Origin of the sequence: Mesorhizobium calcicola (genome assembly GCF_042682105.1) — a bacterium.
Classification (GTDB): Bacteria; Pseudomonadota; Alphaproteobacteria; order Rhizobiales; family Rhizobiaceae; genus Mesorhizobium; species Mesorhizobium calcicola.
Genome location: NZ_JBHUGY010000018.1, coordinates 159,403 through 174,212 on the forward strand (window position 1 = coordinate 159,403; position 14,810 = coordinate 174,212).

A 14,810-nucleotide genomic window follows, 5' to 3' on the forward strand; every position below is an offset into this window, starting at 1 on the left:
ATTAAGGCCGGAATTCTTCCTATAAGCGGTCTCACAGGGACACGCCAGACCGGGGTCGCCCGCCTCCGGCCAAAAATCAAGGACCGATGCCGCCATGCTTCGTTCGTCTCATGCCCTTGCTGCCGTGCTTGCCATTGCCTTGCCGTCCGCCGCCACGGCTGCCTCGCCGCAGTCGTTCAAGGGCGAGTACACGGTGTCGTTCCTTGGTCTTTCGATAGCGAAATCAACGTTTTCCAGCCACTATGAGAACGGCGCCTACGCGATCGAAGGCAGCGTCAGCGCGGCCGGTCTCGCCAGGCTGTTCGACGATACGCGCGGCACGGTCTCGTCCAAAGGCACGATTTCGGGCAAGAAGATGGTGCCGCAGGCGTTTCGTGCCGACTACACCTCCGGCAAGAAGGCATCGGTGGTCGATATCCGCTTTGCCAATGGCGCGGTCACCTCGACGCAGGTCATCCCTGCGCCGGACAAGCGCGACCCCAAAAGCTGGGTGCCGCTCGGCGCCAGCGACCTGGCATCGGTGCTCGATCCGATGGCCGCCACCGTCATCCATGCCGACAGCCTCGACCAGGTCTGCGGCCGCACGGTGAAGTTTTACGACGGCGAGATGCGCGCCAATCTGACGCTGACCTATGCTTCGAAAGGCACGATCTCGGTGCCGGGTTACAAGGGCGGCACCATCACCTGCCGGATGGGCTTCGAGCCGGTGGCGGGCTACCGAAAGGGCCGCAAGGCGCTCAATTATCTGAAGGACCGCAGCCGCATGATGGTGACGTTTGCACCGCTCGGCCAAACCGGCGTATATGCGCCGATCCACGCCACGGTTGGAACGCAGATCGGCACCTTGACCATCAGCGCCAGGCGTTTCGAAGCGATACAATAGACCAGGCGCGCCACTGGGGCGCGCCACTGGAGACAGAATGGCGCGCGCAACACTGATAGGCTTCTCGGCGGTCGCCATGTGGGCGCTGCTGGCGCTGCTCACGGATGCATCCGGCAAGGTGCCGCCGTTCCTGCTGTCGGCGATCACCTTCTCGATCGGCACCGGGGTCGGGCTTGTCGCGCGGCTGGTCATGCCGGCCGCCGACAAGAGCCGGAAGATACCGCCGCAGGTCTGGCTGATCGGCATTGCCGGCCTGTTCGGCTACCACTTCTTCTACTTCACCGCGCTGCGCAATGCGCCGGCGGTGGAGGCGAGCCTGATCGCCTATCTGTGGCCGCTGCTGATCGTGCTTGGTTCGGCGCTGATGCCGGGCGAGCGCCTGGCCTGGAACCATGTCGTGGGCGCGTTGCTCGGCCTTGCCGGCACCGTGCTGATCGTCACCAAGGGCGGCGGCCTCGCCTTCGATGCCCGCTACGCCTTCGGCTATGCCATGGCCGCCGTCTGCGCCGTGCTGTGGTCGTCCTATTCGCTTTTGTCGCGGCGCTTCCCGTCGGTGCCGACCAGCATCGTCACCTGGTTCTGCGCCGCCACCGCGGTGCTGTCGCTCGCCTGCCACCTGGCGCTGGAACAGACCGTGCTGCCTGACGGTGCCAGCCAGTGGCTGGCCGTGCTCGGGCTTGGCTTGATGCCGGTCGGGGCGGCCTTCTACGCCTGGGACATCGGCGTCAAGCGCGGCAACATCCAGGTGCTGGGTGCTGCAAGCTATGCGGCGCCGCTGTTGTCGACGCTGGTGCTGATCGCGGCCGGCGTCGCCGAGCCGTCGCTGCGCATCCTAGCCGCCTGCGTGCTAATCACAGGCGGGGCGGCGCTGGCGGCAAAATCGCTGTTTCTGCGCAAGCCGGCCGTGGCCAGGAGCGGGGCAGAGGCATGACGATGCCGTTTGCGGGCGGCATCGACGCCAATGCCAATGCAACGCTGATCTTTTCGCTGGCGGCGGCGGTGATCTATGCTTTCACGCTTGGCATGCCGCCGACACTCGCCCGCTCGGCGGCAAAGACGCTCGCGGTGGCGATGCTTGCCGTGCTGGCGGCGCTGCAAGGCGGGCCGCTGCTGCTGGTCATCGCGCTCACGCTCAGCGCTGTTGGCGACGCCTTCCTGTCGCGCGACGGTGAAAAGGCCTTTCTCGGCGGGCTGGCCAGTTTTCTCGGCGCGCATGTCGTCTATGTCGCGCTGTTTCTGCGCAGCGGCGGCGGCCTGGAGTTGCTTGGCGCCGAATCGTGGCGCGGGGCGATCGCCCTGGCCATGGCGGTGTTCGCGATCGTCATGCTGGCGGTGCTCTGGCGGCGCGTCGGTCCCGGCCTGCGCGTTCCGATCGTCGTCTATGTCGCGGCCATTCTCGCCATGGGTGTTTCGGCGCTGACGACAGGCAGCGTCTCGATTATCGGCGGCGCGCTGTTGTTCATGGCATCGGACGGGCTGCTCGCCGCGGAGAAATTCCTGGTGGCCGCCATCTCGCCGCACCGCGCCTGGATGCGCTTTGCCGTCTGGGCGCTGTACTACGCCGCCCAACTGGCGATCACGGTCGGGTTCTTGCTGAGCTAGGGTTCTTGCTGAGCTAGGGGTTCTTGCCGCGTCAGGGTTGTTTCGGCTGCCAGCCAGGCTCGGCCAGCTCGAACGTGGCAAACTCAAAGCCGGGTGCTACGGTGCAGCCGACCAGCGTCCATTCGCCGAGGCTGCGCGCCGATTGCCACCAGCCTGCCGGCACGACGATCTGCGGCCGCTCGCCCGCCGCCAGTTCCGTGCCGAGCACCTGCTCGTACACGGCGCCATCTTCCTCACTCATCGACAACGCCAGCGGAGCGCCGGCATGGAAATGCCAGACCTCGGTGGCGTCCTTGACCCGGTGCCAGGCCGAAACCTGATGCTGCTCCAGCAGGAAATAGATCGCGGTCGAATGGCCACGCGCGCCGCCGGCACCATCGCGAAAGGTCTCCGCATACCAGCCGCCTTCCGGATGCGGCTTGAGACCGAGGATGGCGATGATTTCGGCTGCGCTGGTCATGATGTCCGGACTCTGCCTGAATTAGAAATTGTCCTTGCGCTTGCGGATTTCGGCGAACACCTCGGCGTCCGAGGCATTCTCCAGCCCAAGATGCTTGCGGATCGCCGGATCGTGCCAGCGCAGGAACGGATTGGTCGACAGCTCATCGCCGATCGTCGTCGGCAGCGTCGGCTTGTTGTCGGCCCGCAGCGCCTCGATCTTGGCGGCACGTTCCTTCAACGCCGAATTGGTCGGGTCGACGGTCAGCGCGAAACGGGCGTTGGAGAGCGTGTATTCGTGGCCGCAATAGATGACGGTCGCGGCGGGAAGCGCTGCAAGCTTCTTCAGCGACTCGTACATCACCGGCGGCTTGCATTCGAACAGCCGCCCGCAGCCCAGCGCAAACAGCGTGTCGGCGGTGAACGCCACCTGCGATGCCGGTAAGTAATAGGAGACGTGGCCCGCGGTGTGGCCAGGCGTGGCGATCACCTCGATCCGCTCGTCGCCGAGATGAACGACGGAACCCTCTTCGACGGTTTCGTCGATGCCGGGGATCTTGGCCTTTTCCGCTTCCGGGCCGATGATGCGCAGCTTGAAGCGCTCCTTCAAGGCCAGATTGGCTTCGACGTGGTCGACGTGATGATGCGTGGTCAGGATCATCGTCGGCGTCCAGCCGGTGCGCTCGAGCGCGGCCAGGATCGGCGCTTCCTCGGGCGCGTCGATGATCGCGGTCTGTCCGCTTTTCGGGTCATGCACCAGCACGCCGAAATTGTCGCTGCGGCACATGAATTGTTCGATTTCGACCGGCATCGCATCTCTCCATTGTCGCCGCAGACATAGGGCGTCGCCGCGCGGATGTCATCCCGGGAATGTCGAATGACATCCCGGAATGACGATGTCATTCCTGGAATGGCGGGCTCACGAGGCCTTTTGTTGAAACCCGCCGATATCACAGCTACATCCCTCGCATGCATTCCGACATCGTCGATCTTCGCTCCTTCTATTCGACAACGCTCGGCCGGTTCGCCGAGCGCTCGATCACCATGGCGTTGTCGTCAATCTGGGCAGCCGTGCCCAACGAGCGGCTGGTCGGCCTCGGCTACACCTTGCCGTGGCTGGAGCGCTTCGGCGCGGACGCCGAGCGGGTCTTCGCCTTCATGCCGGCAACGCAGGGCGCCGTGGTGTGGCCGGCGATGGGGCCGACGGCGACGGCACTGGTCTTCGACGAGGAACTGCCGCTGGTCGATTCCTGCATCGACCGCATGCTGCTCGTCCATTCGCTCGAGCACGTCGAAAACCCGCGCGAAACGCTGAACGAGATCTGGCGTGTGCTGTCGCCGGCGGGGCGCGTCGTCATCGTCGTGCCCAACCGGCGCGGCGTCTGGGCGCGCTTCGAGCATACACCGTTCGGCAATGGCCGGCCGTTCTCGCGCGGCCAGCTCACGGAACTGCTGCGCGAGGCGAATTTCACGCCCGCCTCCTGGTCCGACGCGCTGTTCTTCCCGCCATCGCGACGCCGCTTCATGATGCGCTTCCACAATGTGCTGGAACGCGCCGGCCGGCGGCTGTGGCCGATCTTTTCCGGAGTCATCGTCGTCGAGGCGCAGAAACGGCTCTATCAAGGCGTGCCGGTCGCCCAGCGCGCCTCGCGCCGCGTCTTCGTACCGGTGCTGTCGCCGCACGGCGCCACGCGGCTCGGCCGTCGGAACGAGGTCGGGGATGCCAAGCCATCGGCTGCGCGGGTGACGGCTTCGTGATCGCTGCGAGAACGTCCGGGGTCGTTTCCCACCCTATCTGTCGCCAGTGGGCTGGCAGCTCATTTGAACGATGGGTGCCTTCAAGTCTCTCCATCCGGTTTCAGCGCCGCTACTGAACGCAAGGACCCCAGCCATGGCTGATCAACTGGACAATGTCGCCGCCGTTCAGCCCATCACCGTGGCGGTCGAAGCCAGCAGCCTGCGCGATCAGGTGGCAACGATCAGGCAGGCGCTGGCGGGGTCGCCGGTTCGCGGCTGGCTGCTCTGGACATCGGTTGGCATCATGGCCGTCATCATTGCTACGTCGATCGGCCAGGTCCTGCTCAACCGCTGGAACCAGCCTTTCTACGATGCGCTTGCGCGCCGCGACATGGCGGCCTTCCTGCACCAGCTTCTCGTCTTTGCGGCAATCGCCGGCGGGCTTCTGGTGCTCAATATCGGCCAGACCTGGCTCAACCAGATGATCAGGCTGAAGCTGCGCGAAGCGTTGACGGCGGATCTGATCGACCAATGGATGCGACCAGCGCGCGCCTTCCGTCTGGCCAATGCCGGCGCCATCGGTGTCAATCCTGACCAGCGCATGCAGCAGGATGCCGCGCATCTGTCCGACCTGTCGACCGATCTCGGCGTCGGGTTGCTGCAGTCATGCATCCTGCTCGTGTCCTTCGTCGGTGTGCTGTGGGAGCTGTCTTCGGGCTTCGTGTTTCATATCGGCGGCACCTCTCTGGCCATACCGGGCTACATGGTCTGGGCCGCCATCCTTTATGCCGGCACCGCCTCCTGGCTGAGCTGGCTGGTCGGCCGGCCGCTGATCCGCCTCAACAGCGACCGCTATACGCGGGAAGCGGAGCTGCGCTCCTCGATGGTGCGCGTCAACGAGAATGTCGATGCCATTGCGCTGTACCATGGCGAGGCCGACGCCAGGCGACGGCTGGGACTCGACCTCGGCACGGTGCTGGGGGCCATGCGGCGCATCTACACCGCCCAGATCAACCTGTCCTGGGTGACCGACACCTATGGCTGGATCACCGTGGTGGCACCCATCCTGGTCGCCTCGCCGGTCTATTTCTCAGGCGATATCAGCTTTGGCGGGCTGATGATGGCGGTCGGCGCCTTCAACCAGGTGCACTCTTCCTTGCGCTGGTTCATCAACAACATCGGCAGCATTGCCGATTGGCGCGCCACGCTGATGCGCGTCGCCGACTTCCGCATCGCGCTCGATGAAACCGATGTGCTGCACGACACGGAAAGGCGCATTGCCTTCGGCGACAATGCCAATGGCAGCCTGACTTTCGAGAAGCTCGAAGTGGCCTCGCCGGAGGGCTGCACCAGGCTCGCCGATCAGCATGTCGAAATCCGCCCCGGCGAGCGCGTCATGATCACCGGCGACCCGGGCGCCGGCAAGACGTTGTTCTTCCGCGCCATAGCCGGCCTGTGGCCATGGGGGCGCGGACGGATTGGCCTGCCGGCGGGAGAAACCCCCATATTCGTGCCGCGCGTCCCGTATTTCCCGGCCGGTACGTTGCGCGAGGTCCTCGATCATCCGAACGGACCGGCGCCGGCGAGTGACGCCGACATTTCAGCGGTGCTTGCCGAAGTCGGGCTTGGACGACTGTCATCCTCACTCGATCGCAGCGCGCGCTGGGAGCATGAGCTGGGCGATGACGAACAGCGTTCGCTGGCCTTCGCCAGGCTCGCCTTGCGGCAGCCGAAGTGGGTGATCATCGACGAAGCCATGGACGCGTTCGACGGACCTTCGCTGCGGCGCGTGCTGTCAATGCTGGAGAAGCGCTTGCCCGGGACCGCGATCCTCAACATCGGACGCGGACTGCACAACAACCAGTTCTTTCCGCGCGCCTTGACGATCGTCAAGGATGCCGATGCACCGGCGCTGAAACCCGTTCGCGTCAGGGCCGGCGCGATCGACCCGCCGCCAACTGCCGCCCGCCGCCGGAAATAGGCTGTTTTCCCGGGTTGCAGGCTCCAAGCTTTATTTTGCCGTGATCGCGAAGGAAGATTTCCCGAAGAAACAACCCTGGCGTCGGCCATGCTTGATGCTTTGCGCTTGCTTGCCTGTCTTGCCTGTGCCCAGGCAACTCCCATAGCGTCGCCGCCGGATGCGCTGGCGGTGGACGTCGGGCTGGTGCTGGCGGTCGACATTTCGCTGTCGATGGACGAGAAGGAGTTCGCCTTGCAGCGCGCCGGCTATGTCGAGGCGCTGCGGCATCCCGATTTCATCCAGGCTGTCCGCGCCGGCAAGACGGGCCGCATCGCGCTCGCGTATTTCGAATGGGCCGGCACGGTGCGCGATGACGGGGTCATCGACTGGCAAATCATCGACAGCGCCGAGAGCGCCAACAGCTTTGCCGACAAGGTCGCGGCCCGCCCGTTTCGCAGCTTCCGCGGCACCTCGATTTCCGGTGCGCTGGCTTTCGGCACCGAGCTTTTCGATCGCACTTCTTTCGAGGGTGAGCGCAGTGTCATCGATATATCAGGCGATGGTCCGAACAATATCGGGCCGCCGGTCACCGCGACGCGTGATGCGGCAACCGCGAAAGGCATCGTCATCAACGGCCTGCCGATCCTGATCAACCCGTCGCCGACTTTCAGCCATCTCGACCGGTATTATGCACAGTGCGTGACCGGAGGGCCTGGTTCCTTCGTGCTGCCGATCTACGCGGCCGCTGAATTTTCGACGGCAATACGGCGCAAGCTGATCCTAGAAGTGAGCGGCGTTCAGGACAAGGCCAGGGTCGTCCCCGTCGATGCTGCCACGCCTATCGACTGCCTGCAGGGCGAGCGGGACAGGCGGTTTTTTTCGGATCCATATTTTCCGGAACTCGACCGATGAGCTCTGCTGTTACGACAGGCCTCAGGCCGGACGGGCGCCGAACTTCTGCCGAAACTCATCGTGGAGGTCGCGGCGCCAGCGCCGGCCATAGACATAGCCATTGATCAGTTCGGGCAGCGAATAGCCGAGGTCCTTCGACGAGCGGTTGGCCATGTAGCCCGAGAAGGCTTCCGGTATCCGACATTTCAGAATATCGGAAATGATCTGCCGCGTGATCATGTAGGGCGGAATATGCGGGTACGAGCGCGCAATATTCGGGTGTTTGCTCATCAGGTTCGCATAGGCTTCGACATAGCCGCGGCGGCGTCGCGAAATCGAATTCTCCGAATTGTGCTTGGTCCAGTCGATGTTCTGGGACAGTTGCGCGCCGAAGCGCCGGGCAAGGCGCAGCAGCAATTCCCGATCCTGCATCCGGGCGATATCGCTGTCGTAGCCGCCGATGGCCAGCAGGGCCTCGCGGCGGGCTGTTATCGCCGATCCCGCGATCAAGATCGTCTCCGCGACCAGCGTTCGCTCCAGCGTGCCCGGGTTAAGGAATGCATCGCGATTGATGCAATTGGTGGCGCGTCCGCCCTTCAGCGAGACATAGGAGCTGATCAGCACTTCGAGCGCCGGATCGGCATCGAACCAGGTCAGGGTCCGTTCAAGCCTGTGCGGCAGATAGACGTCATCGGAATCGAGGAATGTCACGACGGGCGCCCGCGCGCGTTCGATGCCCGCATTCCTGGCGGCATTGGCGCCTCGCCATTTCGCGCCGACATAGATCAGTCGCGGATCGCGAATGCCGGCCAGCGCCGCCGCGGTCCCATCAGTCGAGCCATCGTCGACGACAATATGCTCAAACCTCGACATACTCTGGGAAAGGACACTTTCCACAGCGCGCAATACCGCTTCCCGCCTGTTGTGGGTCGGCGTGATCACCGTAATGAGAGGAGCCTGCTCTGTCTTCCCGGTCATATAGCGTCAGCCATTCCCAGCGCAAAAAACACGCCTTCTGCAAGGTCTTTCGATCTTTCAGGACGGTCAAAATGGATCGGACTCCCCCTTCCATATCCCCCTGTATTGGCCATGACGCTACAGAAAACAGGCGTCCGTGTCACCAATCGGGATGCTGCTCAAAGCGGGTGAAATGACGAATTCCAGAAACTAGCGCTTCAACTGCAACACTATTGCCGCGCGCTATGCTTGCAAATCGCCTTTGCGACGACGCGTCTACAATCCGGATGCATGCCATTACGTCAGACGTAATCGCAACGTGGCCGGTGTTTGGGCAGATTGCCGTTGCGAGGCCGGCTGGTCGGCTTCGGTTCCGGAGGGAGTACAATCACGACCGCTTACGCCGTTGCCCATATGCGCCAAGTCCAGATGGGTCCGCAGATTGTCGAATATCTGCAGAAGATCGATGCCTCGCTGGAACCTTTCGGCGGCCGTTTTCTGGTCCATGGCGGCGATGTCGAGGTGATCGAAAACAAATGGCCGGGCCACCTGATCATCATCGAGTTTCCAGACAGACAGCAAGTGCGCGGATGGTACAACCCGGCCGGCTACCAGGCGATCCTGAGGTTGCGGACCGACAACTCGCAATCCGCTGTGATCTTCGTTGATGGCGTTGAGCATCCACATAGGGCCACAGATGTCCTTGGCCAGACGTGAAGTCGACAACGGCGCAGCGATTAAAGAGATACAGCAGCGAGATTATCGTCTCAGCAAGAATACTGCCTGCTGGCCGAAGAAATTCCAGAACCACCAGGGCATCGACAGGCCGATCTTCTGGCCATTGGCGTCGAGCGCCGTTGCCTTCTCAACGGTCGCACCGAGCTCGTCGCACAGGTTGACGAAGTCGCGGATGGTGCAGAAGTGGATGTTGGGCGTGTCGTACCAGGAATAGGGCAGGTCCTTGGTCACCGGCATGCGGCCGTTGAGGAACAGCGACATGCGCACCCGCCAATGGCCGAAATTGGGGAAGGACACGATAGCGCGGTTGCCGATCCTGAGAAGTTCGTCGAGCACCAGCTTCGGGTTGCGGGTAGCCTGCAAGGTCTGCGACAGGACGACGAAGTCAAAGCCCTTGTCGGGATAGAATTCGAGATCCTTGTCGGCATCGCCCTGGATGACCGAGAGGCCGCGTGCCACGCATTCATTGACGCCACGCTGCGACAGCTCAAGGCCGCGGCCGTCGACTTGTTTGGTGTCCTGCAGCAACTCGAGCAGCGAGCCGTCGCCCGAGCCGACGTCGAGCACGCGGGACTGGGGCGGGATGAGGTTGGCGACGACCTCGAGGTCGACGCGCTGGTCGCGGTTGACGCTCATGGCTTCGCCTCCTGCCTTGCGCATGATCCTGGACGGACAAGTCTGCAACTTTCCGGGCTCATGCGCTGAGCCCTCTCGCCCGTGCCGCGGAGCCGATAAAGCCATTGATGGCGGCAAACAGTTCCGGCTCGTCGAGCAGGAAGGCATCGTGGCCACGGTCGGTCTCGATCTCGACGAAGGATACGGATGCGCCGGCCGCGTTGAGCGCGTGCACGATCGAGCGGCTCTCTTCGGTCGGAAACAGCCAATCCGAGGTGAAGGACACCAGGCAGAAGCGGGTTTTGGTGCCGGCAAAGGCATCCGCCAGCCGCCCGCCATGATCGGCGGCGAGATCGAAATAGTCCATCGACCGCGTCATGTAGAGATAGGAGTTGGCGTCGAAGCGGTCGACGAAGGTCATGCCCTGGTGGCGCAGGTAGCTTTCGATCTGGAAGTCGGCGTCGAAGCCGAAGGTCAGCGCCTCGCGATCCTGCAGATTGCGGCCGAATTTCCGGTGCAGGGCGGCTTCCGACAGATAGGTGATGTGGGCCGCCATGCGCGCTACCGCCAACCCCTTTTCCGGGCGTTTGCCGTTTTCGAAATATTTGCCGCCGTGCCAGTCCGGATCGGCCATCACGGCTTGCCGGCCGACCTCATGGAAGGCGATGTTCTGCGAGGAATGGCGTGCGCCGGTGGCGATCGGCAGCGCCGAGAAGACGCGCTCCGGATAGCTCGACGCCCATTCCAGCACCTGCATGCCGCCCATCGAACCGCCGAGCACGCAGAACAGTTTTTCGATGCCGAAATGGTCGATCAGCATCTGCTGCGCGCGCACCATGTCGCGGATGGTGATGATCGGCAGGTCGAGCCCGTAGGGCTTGCCGGTGGCGGGATTGGTCGAGGCCGGGCCGGTGGAGCCCAGGCAGCCGCCGATCACGTTGGAGCAGATGACGAAGAAACGGTTGGTGTCGATGATCTTGCCGGGGCCGATCAGCACTTCCCACCAGCCCGGTTTGCCGGTCACCGGATTGGTGTTGGCGACGTGCTGGTCGCCGGTCAGCGCATGGCAGACGAGGATGGCGTTGGAGCGGGCGTCGTTCAACGTGCCATAGGTCTGATAAGCGATCTGGAATGGCGACAGCAGCGTGCCGGCATCAAGCTTGAGCGGCTTGTCGGGCCCAAAACGCAACACCGGGCTCGACGGCTTGTCAGCCTCGTTGTTGGTTCGTCCAGCGCGCAGAGCGGCCATTGCATCCATCTCACACTTTGAATCCGCGCACCGTGCCTGTCGAAAATCGATGCCGATGCGGTGTCCGGCCGGCGCGGACAACAAAAAACCGGCATTGCAGTCGCAAAGCCGGTTACAGGATGCAAACGGCCCTTTAGCAAGTTGTTTAACGTGGCTGCAAGCCGACCGGCCAAATCACCACGGAAGTTCGCACCTCTTCTAGGGCTGTGGCACGCTGGCGTCAACGGCCAGCCGCAGTCCAGAGGCTGCCACCTCTCGACATTGCGCGCCGTGGCTTGTATTTCCGCTGCGGCTTCCAGGCGGAAGCGTTCTCGACGGATTTTGCGACATGAGCCAGACACCGGACAAGGCACGTCCAACCCCGCGCGCGGGCATCATGGACATCGACGCCTATGTGCCGGGCAAGAGCACGGCGCCCGCCGGCGTCGCCAAGGTCTACAAGCTGTCGTCGAACGAGAATCCGCTCGGTCCGTCGCCGAAGGCGATCGAGGCCGCGCGGGAGATTGCCGGAAAGCTCGACGTCTATCCCGACGGCACCGCTAGGCGGCTGCGCGAAGCGATCGCCGAGGTGCATGGCCTCAACGCACAGAACATCATCTGCTCCAACGGCTCCGACGAAATTCTCGGCCTTTTGGCGCAGACCTATCTCGCGCCCGGCGACGAGGCGATTTTCACCGAACACGCCTTCATGGTCTACAAGATCTACATCCAGTCCGCCGGAGCCACCCCGGTCGCGGTCAAGGAGACCGACGAGCGTGCCGACGTCGATGCGATGCTGGCCGCCGTCACGCCGCGCACCAAGATCGTGTTCCTTGCCAATCCTAACAACCCGACCGGCACCTATGTACCGTTCCAGGAGGTGCGCCGCCTGCATGCCGGCCTGCCCAAAAATGTGCTTCTGGTGCTCGACGCGGCTTACGCCGAATATGTCCGCCGCAACGATTATGAAGCCGGCATCGAACTGGTTGGCGGTGCCGAGAACGTGGTGATGACCCGCACCTTCTCCAAGATCGGCCTGGGCGGGGCGCGGATCGGCTGGATGTACGCGCCGATGCATATCGTCGATGCCATCAACCGCGTGCGTGGTCCTTTCAACGTCAATGCCACGGCGATCGAGGCCGGCATCGCGGCGATCCGCGACCGCGATCACGTCCAACGCAGCGTGATGCATAACGAGACCTGGCTCACATGGCTGAGCGAGGAATTGAGCAAGCTTGGGCTGCGGGTGACGCCCAGCGTCGGCAATTTCATCCTGATCCATTTTCCCGACGACCAGAAACATTCGGCTGCTGCGGCGGACGATTATCTGACCGCGCGCGGCTATATCCTGCGGCGCGTTTCCGGCTACGGCTTTCCCAACGCGCTGCGCATGACCGTCGGCACCGAAGAGGCCAATCGCGGCGTTGTCGCCGCTCTCACGACATTCCTGAAAAGCTAGAACACCATGACATCACCGATGTTCGAAAAGATCGCGCTGGTCGGCATCGGCCTGATCGGCTCGTCGCTGGCCCGCGTCATCCGCCGCGAGGGCCTCGCCCGTCACGTCGCCATCTCGACCCGCAGTGCGGCGACGCTGGCACGGGCGGAAGAGCTTGGGCTCGGCTCCTCCTACACCACAGATGCGAAGGAAGCGGTCCGCGATGCCGATCTGGTCATCGTCTCGGTGCCGGTCGGCTCGTCCGGCGCGGTGGCCGAGGAAATCGCGCCGGCGCTGAAGCAGGGTGCGATCCTCACCGATGTCGGCTCGACCAAGGCATCTGTCATCGCGCAGATGCAGCCCTATGTGCCGGCCGGTGTCCATTTCATTCCCGGCCACCCACTGGCGGGTACGGAAAAATCGGGTCCCGATGCCGGTTTTGCCGATCTGTTCGACAATCGCTGGTGCATATTCACCCCGCTGCCGGAGACGGACCCCGAGGCGCTGGAGAGGCTTTCGGAATTCTGGCGCCGCTGCCTGATGAAGACGGTGCCGTACGGGGACCTGCCCGCACGGCGAAATGACCGAATTGCGGTCTGGTTCAACGGTCTGCGCTCGGCTTGGACCATGCCGGGGTGGCGATTTTCCCCTGAAACGAGTAATGCCACGCCATGACAGCGCCTGAAGTGCCGTTCGGCACGCGGGGCGACATGACGCAAAGGCTTGACCCCTGTGCCCTATGAGGGCGACGGAATCTGAAAGGGACAAAAAATGACGATAGCGAAGGAAACGGCCGAGCTTTCTGGCGAAACTGGGTGTGGCCAAGGACGCGCTTGTAGGCGGCGACCTGATCGTTGCGCAGCCCGGTGACGGGGGAGCAGATCGCGGCACTGAAGACGATCTCGCCGGGCCGACGCGGCCAAGACCATCGATGCCGCCCACAAGGCGTTTCCAGGCATGGCGGATGGTGCCTGGCCCCGCGGCGCGGCGAACTGGTGCGGTTGCTCGGCGAGGAACTGCGCACGCACAAGGCCGAGCTTGGCCGGCTGGTCTCGATCGAGGTCGGCAAGATCCCGTCCGAGGGACTGGCGAAGTGCAGGAGATGATCGACATCTGTGATTTCGCCGTCGGTCTTTCCAGGCAATTGTACGGCCTGACCATCGCCACCGAGCGCCCAGGCCATCGCATGATGGAAACCTGGCATCCGCTCGGCGTCGTCGGCTGTCATTTCCGCCTTCAACTTCCCGGTCGCGGTGTGGTCGTGGAACGCCGCACTTGCGCTGGTCTGCGGCGACGCGGTGGGGTGGAAGCCGTCTGAGAAGACGCCGCTGACGGCGCTGGCCTGCGAGGCGATTTTTGCACGTGCGGTAAAGCGTTTCGGTACGGATGCGCCGCAGAGCCTGGCGCCGGTGCTGATCGGGGATCGCGCCGTCGGCGAGATCCTGGTCGACCACCCCAAGGTGCGCTGGTTTCGGCCACCGGCTCGACCCGCATGGGCCGCGACGTCGGCCCGCGGCTGGCCAAGCGCTTTGCCCGCGCGGTGCTCGAGCTCGCACCGGCAACATGCCGGCATCGTCTGCCCGAGCGCCGATCTCGACATGGCTCTGCGCGCGATTGCCTTTGGAGCGATGGGCACGGCGGGACAGCGCTGCACGACGCTGCGGCGCCTGTTCGTGCATGACAGCGTCTATGATGCCCTGGTTCCAGGTCTCAAGAAGGCTTACGAAAGCGTGGACGGTCGGCAATCCGCTGGAGACCTCCTCGCTGGTCGGGCCGCTGATCGACAAGGCTGCCTTCGACGCCATGCAGAAGGCGCTGAATGAGGCCACCGCGCATGGCGGCAAGGTGACCGGCGGCACGCGTGTCGAGAGAACGGCCATCCGGATGCCTATTATGTGCATCCGGCGCTGGTCGAAATGCCGAAACAGGTTTCGCCGGTGACGGAAGAGACCTTCGCGCCTATCCTCTATGTGATGAAATATTCGGATTTCGACGCCGTGCTCGACGAGCACAATGCGGTCGGCGCCGGCCTGTCGTCGTCCATCTTCACCCGCGACCTGCAGGAATCCGAGCGCTTCCTCGGTGTCGATCGGTTCGGATTGCGGCATTGCCAATGTCAACATCGGCACCTCGGGCGCCGAGATCGGCGGTGCCTTTGGCGGGTGAAGGAAACCGGCGGCGGTCGCGAGAGCGGCTCCGATGCGTGGAAGGCCTATATGCGGCGACGCCACACCAACACGGTGAACTATTCCAAGGCGCTGCCGCTGGCCCAGGGCGTTTTCGTGTCGACATCGACTAGAGCCCGCCGGCCGGCATTCAGCAT

At 63.7% G+C, this 14,810-nt stretch carries 17 protein-coding genes, 2 pseudogenes and 1 riboswitch; of the genes and pseudogenes, 14 read left to right on the forward strand and 5 right to left on the reverse strand.

Annotation, left to right across the window (positions count from 1 at the left end):
• Positions 1-94 precede the first annotated feature (94 nt).
• The 3 genes from ACFSQT_RS11075 to ACFSQT_RS11085 are packed head-to-tail and all read left to right on the forward strand — an operon-like array spanning position 95 to position 2,485.
• Positions 95-883 carry a DUF3108 domain-containing protein gene (locus ACFSQT_RS11075; RefSeq protein WP_379018450.1) on the forward strand — a complete coding sequence of 263 codons (789 nt, stop codon included), beginning with the start codon at positions 95-97 and terminating at the stop codon, positions 881-883.
• Positions 884-920: 37 nt separating this feature from the next.
• The gene (gene yddG, locus ACFSQT_RS11080; protein WP_379018452.1) at positions 921-1,814 is read left to right on the forward strand and encodes an aromatic amino acid exporter YddG; all 894 of its coding nucleotides are present in this window, start codon (positions 921-923) and stop codon (positions 1,812-1,814) included.
• On the forward strand, positions 1,811-2,485 hold the full coding sequence (locus ACFSQT_RS11085) for a lysoplasmalogenase (protein WP_379018454.1): 675 nt from the start codon (positions 1,811-1,813) through the stop codon (positions 2,483-2,485). Before yddG ends, ACFSQT_RS11085 begins: the two co-directional genes overlap by 4 nt.
• A 31-nt stretch (positions 2,486-2,516) precedes the next feature.
• Here ACFSQT_RS11085 and ACFSQT_RS11090 read toward each other — a convergent pair whose 3' ends face one another.
• Both ACFSQT_RS11090 and gloB read right to left on the reverse strand, forming a co-directional pair.
• The gene (locus tag ACFSQT_RS11090; RefSeq protein WP_379018456.1) at positions 2,517-2,945 is read right to left on the reverse strand and encodes a cupin domain-containing protein; all 429 of its coding nucleotides are present in this window, start codon (positions 2,943-2,945) and stop codon (positions 2,517-2,519) included.
• A 21-nt stretch (positions 2,946-2,966) separates the two neighbouring features.
• Positions 2,967-3,734: a hydroxyacylglutathione hydrolase gene (gene gloB / locus ACFSQT_RS11095; protein WP_379018458.1), complete on the reverse strand. Its 768-nt coding sequence runs from the start codon at positions 3,732-3,734 to the stop codon at positions 2,967-2,969.
• 158 nt (positions 3,735-3,892) lie between these two features.
• Between gloB and ACFSQT_RS11100 the strand changes: the two genes are divergently transcribed.
• From ACFSQT_RS11100 to ACFSQT_RS11110, 3 genes are all read left to right on the forward strand, one after another.
• Positions 3,893-4,681 carry a class I SAM-dependent methyltransferase gene (locus tag ACFSQT_RS11100; RefSeq protein ID WP_379018460.1) on the forward strand — a complete coding sequence of 263 codons (789 nt, stop codon included), beginning with the start codon at positions 3,893-3,895 and terminating at the stop codon, positions 4,679-4,681.
• 133 nt (positions 4,682-4,814) lie between these two features.
• Positions 4,815-6,641 carry an ABC transporter ATP-binding protein/permease gene (locus tag ACFSQT_RS11105; RefSeq protein WP_379018462.1) on the forward strand — a complete coding sequence of 609 codons (1,827 nt, stop codon included), beginning with the start codon at positions 4,815-4,817 and terminating at the stop codon, positions 6,639-6,641.
• Between the two features lie 87 nt (positions 6,642-6,728).
• Positions 6,729-7,532, forward strand: a complete 804-nt coding sequence (locus tag ACFSQT_RS11110; RefSeq protein ID WP_379018464.1) for a DUF1194 domain-containing protein — start codon at positions 6,729-6,731, stop codon at positions 7,530-7,532.
• A 21-nt stretch (positions 7,533-7,553) separates the two neighbouring features.
• Here ACFSQT_RS11110 and ACFSQT_RS11115 read toward each other — a convergent pair whose 3' ends face one another.
• Entirely contained in the window at positions 7,554-8,489 is a 936-nt protein-coding gene (locus tag ACFSQT_RS11115) for a glycosyltransferase family 2 protein (RefSeq protein WP_379018466.1), read from the reverse strand.
• Positions 8,490-8,897: 408 nt separating this feature from the next.
• On the opposite strand from ACFSQT_RS11115, the gene ACFSQT_RS11120 reads away from it, so the two are divergent.
• A complete protein-coding gene (locus tag ACFSQT_RS11120; RefSeq protein WP_379018468.1) occupies positions 8,898-9,185 on the forward strand; it encodes a DUF1330 domain-containing protein in 288 nt (95 codons plus the stop codon).
• A 42-nt stretch (positions 9,186-9,227) separates the two neighbouring features.
• On the opposite strand, the gene metW is transcribed toward ACFSQT_RS11120, so the two are convergent.
• Positions 9,228-9,842, reverse strand: a complete 615-nt coding sequence (gene metW, locus ACFSQT_RS11125; RefSeq protein WP_379018470.1) for a methionine biosynthesis protein MetW — start codon at positions 9,840-9,842, stop codon at positions 9,228-9,230.
• Positions 9,843-9,900: 58 nt separating this feature from the next.
• Positions 9,901-11,070 carry a homoserine O-acetyltransferase MetX gene (metX, locus tag ACFSQT_RS11130; protein ID WP_379018472.1) on the reverse strand — a complete coding sequence of 390 codons (1,170 nt, stop codon included), beginning with the start codon at positions 11,068-11,070 and terminating at the stop codon, positions 9,901-9,903.
• Between the two features lie 113 nt (positions 11,071-11,183).
• A riboswitch (SAM riboswitch) is annotated at positions 11,184-11,261 on the reverse strand.
• A 137-nt stretch (positions 11,262-11,398) separates the two neighbouring features.
• On the opposite strand from metX, the gene hisC reads away from it, so the two are divergent.
• The 7 genes and pseudogenes from hisC to ACFSQT_RS11165 all read left to right on the forward strand — a co-directional run.
• Entirely contained in the window at positions 11,399-12,508 is a 1,110-nt protein-coding gene (hisC, locus tag ACFSQT_RS11135; RefSeq protein WP_379018474.1) for a histidinol-phosphate transaminase, read from the forward strand.
• Positions 12,509-12,514: 6 nt separating this feature from the next.
• A pseudogene (locus ACFSQT_RS11140) lies at positions 12,515-13,024 on the forward strand (prephenate dehydrogenase/arogenate dehydrogenase family protein); the annotation flags it as partial.
• Between the two features lie 317 nt (positions 13,025-13,341).
• On the forward strand, positions 13,342-13,593 hold the full coding sequence (locus ACFSQT_RS11145; protein WP_379018476.1) for a hypothetical protein: 252 nt from the start codon (positions 13,342-13,344) through the stop codon (positions 13,591-13,593).
• A complete protein-coding gene (locus tag ACFSQT_RS11150; protein ID WP_379018478.1) occupies positions 13,581-13,805 on the forward strand; it encodes a hypothetical protein in 225 nt (74 codons plus the stop codon). Before ACFSQT_RS11145 ends, ACFSQT_RS11150 begins: the two co-directional genes overlap by 13 nt.
• Positions 13,741-14,145: pseudogene (locus ACFSQT_RS11155) on the forward strand (aldehyde dehydrogenase family protein); the annotation flags it as partial. The gene ACFSQT_RS11150 and the pseudogene ACFSQT_RS11155, both read left to right, overlap by 65 nt.
• A gap of 31 nt (positions 14,146-14,176) precedes the next feature.
• Entirely contained in the window at positions 14,177-14,428 is a 252-nt protein-coding gene (locus ACFSQT_RS11160) for an aldehyde dehydrogenase family protein (RefSeq protein WP_379018480.1), read from the forward strand.
• The coding region (locus ACFSQT_RS11165) for an aldehyde dehydrogenase family protein (RefSeq protein WP_379018482.1) at positions 14,404-14,810 on the forward strand (407 nt) is incomplete at its 3' end. The genes ACFSQT_RS11160 and ACFSQT_RS11165, both read left to right, overlap by 25 nt.

What these genes read in the sequence shown, in the direction of transcription:
- ACFSQT_RS11120 (WP_379018468.1), top strand. Translation starts at nt 8,898, where the DNA reads ATGGGTCCGCAGATTGTCGAATATCTGCAGAAGATCGATGCCTCGCTG.
- gloB (WP_379018458.1), bottom strand. Translation starts at nt 3,734, where the DNA reads ATGCCGGTCGAAATCGAACAATTCATGTGCCGCAGCGACAATTTCGGC.
- ACFSQT_RS11105 (WP_379018462.1), top strand. Translation starts at nt 4,815, where the DNA reads ATGGCTGATCAACTGGACAATGTCGCCGCCGTTCAGCCCATCACCGTG.
- ACFSQT_RS11110 (WP_379018464.1), top strand. Translation starts at nt 6,729, where the DNA reads ATGCTTGATGCTTTGCGCTTGCTTGCCTGTCTTGCCTGTGCCCAGGCA.
- ACFSQT_RS11090 (WP_379018456.1), bottom strand. Translation starts at nt 2,945, where the DNA reads ATGACCAGCGCAGCCGAAATCATCGCCATCCTCGGTCTCAAGCCGCAT.
- ACFSQT_RS11085 (WP_379018454.1), top strand. Translation starts at nt 1,811, where the DNA reads ATGACGATGCCGTTTGCGGGCGGCATCGACGCCAATGCCAATGCAACG.
- metW (WP_379018470.1), bottom strand. Translation starts at nt 9,842, where the DNA reads ATGAGCGTCAACCGCGACCAGCGCGTCGACCTCGAGGTCGTCGCCAAC.
- ACFSQT_RS11160 (WP_379018480.1), top strand. Translation starts at nt 14,177, where the DNA reads ATGATGCCCTGGTTCCAGGTCTCAAGAAGGCTTACGAAAGCGTGGACG.
- ACFSQT_RS11115 (WP_379018466.1), bottom strand. Translation starts at nt 8,489, where the DNA reads ATGACCGGGAAGACAGAGCAGGCTCCTCTCATTACGGTGATCACGCCG.
- ACFSQT_RS11100 (WP_379018460.1), top strand. Translation starts at nt 3,893, where the DNA reads ATGCATTCCGACATCGTCGATCTTCGCTCCTTCTATTCGACAACGCTC.
- hisC (WP_379018474.1), top strand. Translation starts at nt 11,399, where the DNA reads ATGAGCCAGACACCGGACAAGGCACGTCCAACCCCGCGCGCGGGCATC.
- ACFSQT_RS11075 (WP_379018450.1), top strand. Translation starts at nt 95, where the DNA reads ATGCTTCGTTCGTCTCATGCCCTTGCTGCCGTGCTTGCCATTGCCTTG.
- yddG (WP_379018452.1), top strand. Translation starts at nt 921, where the DNA reads ATGGCGCGCGCAACACTGATAGGCTTCTCGGCGGTCGCCATGTGGGCG.
- metX (WP_379018472.1), bottom strand. Translation starts at nt 11,070, where the DNA reads ATGGCCGCTCTGCGCGCTGGACGAACCAACAACGAGGCTGACAAGCCG.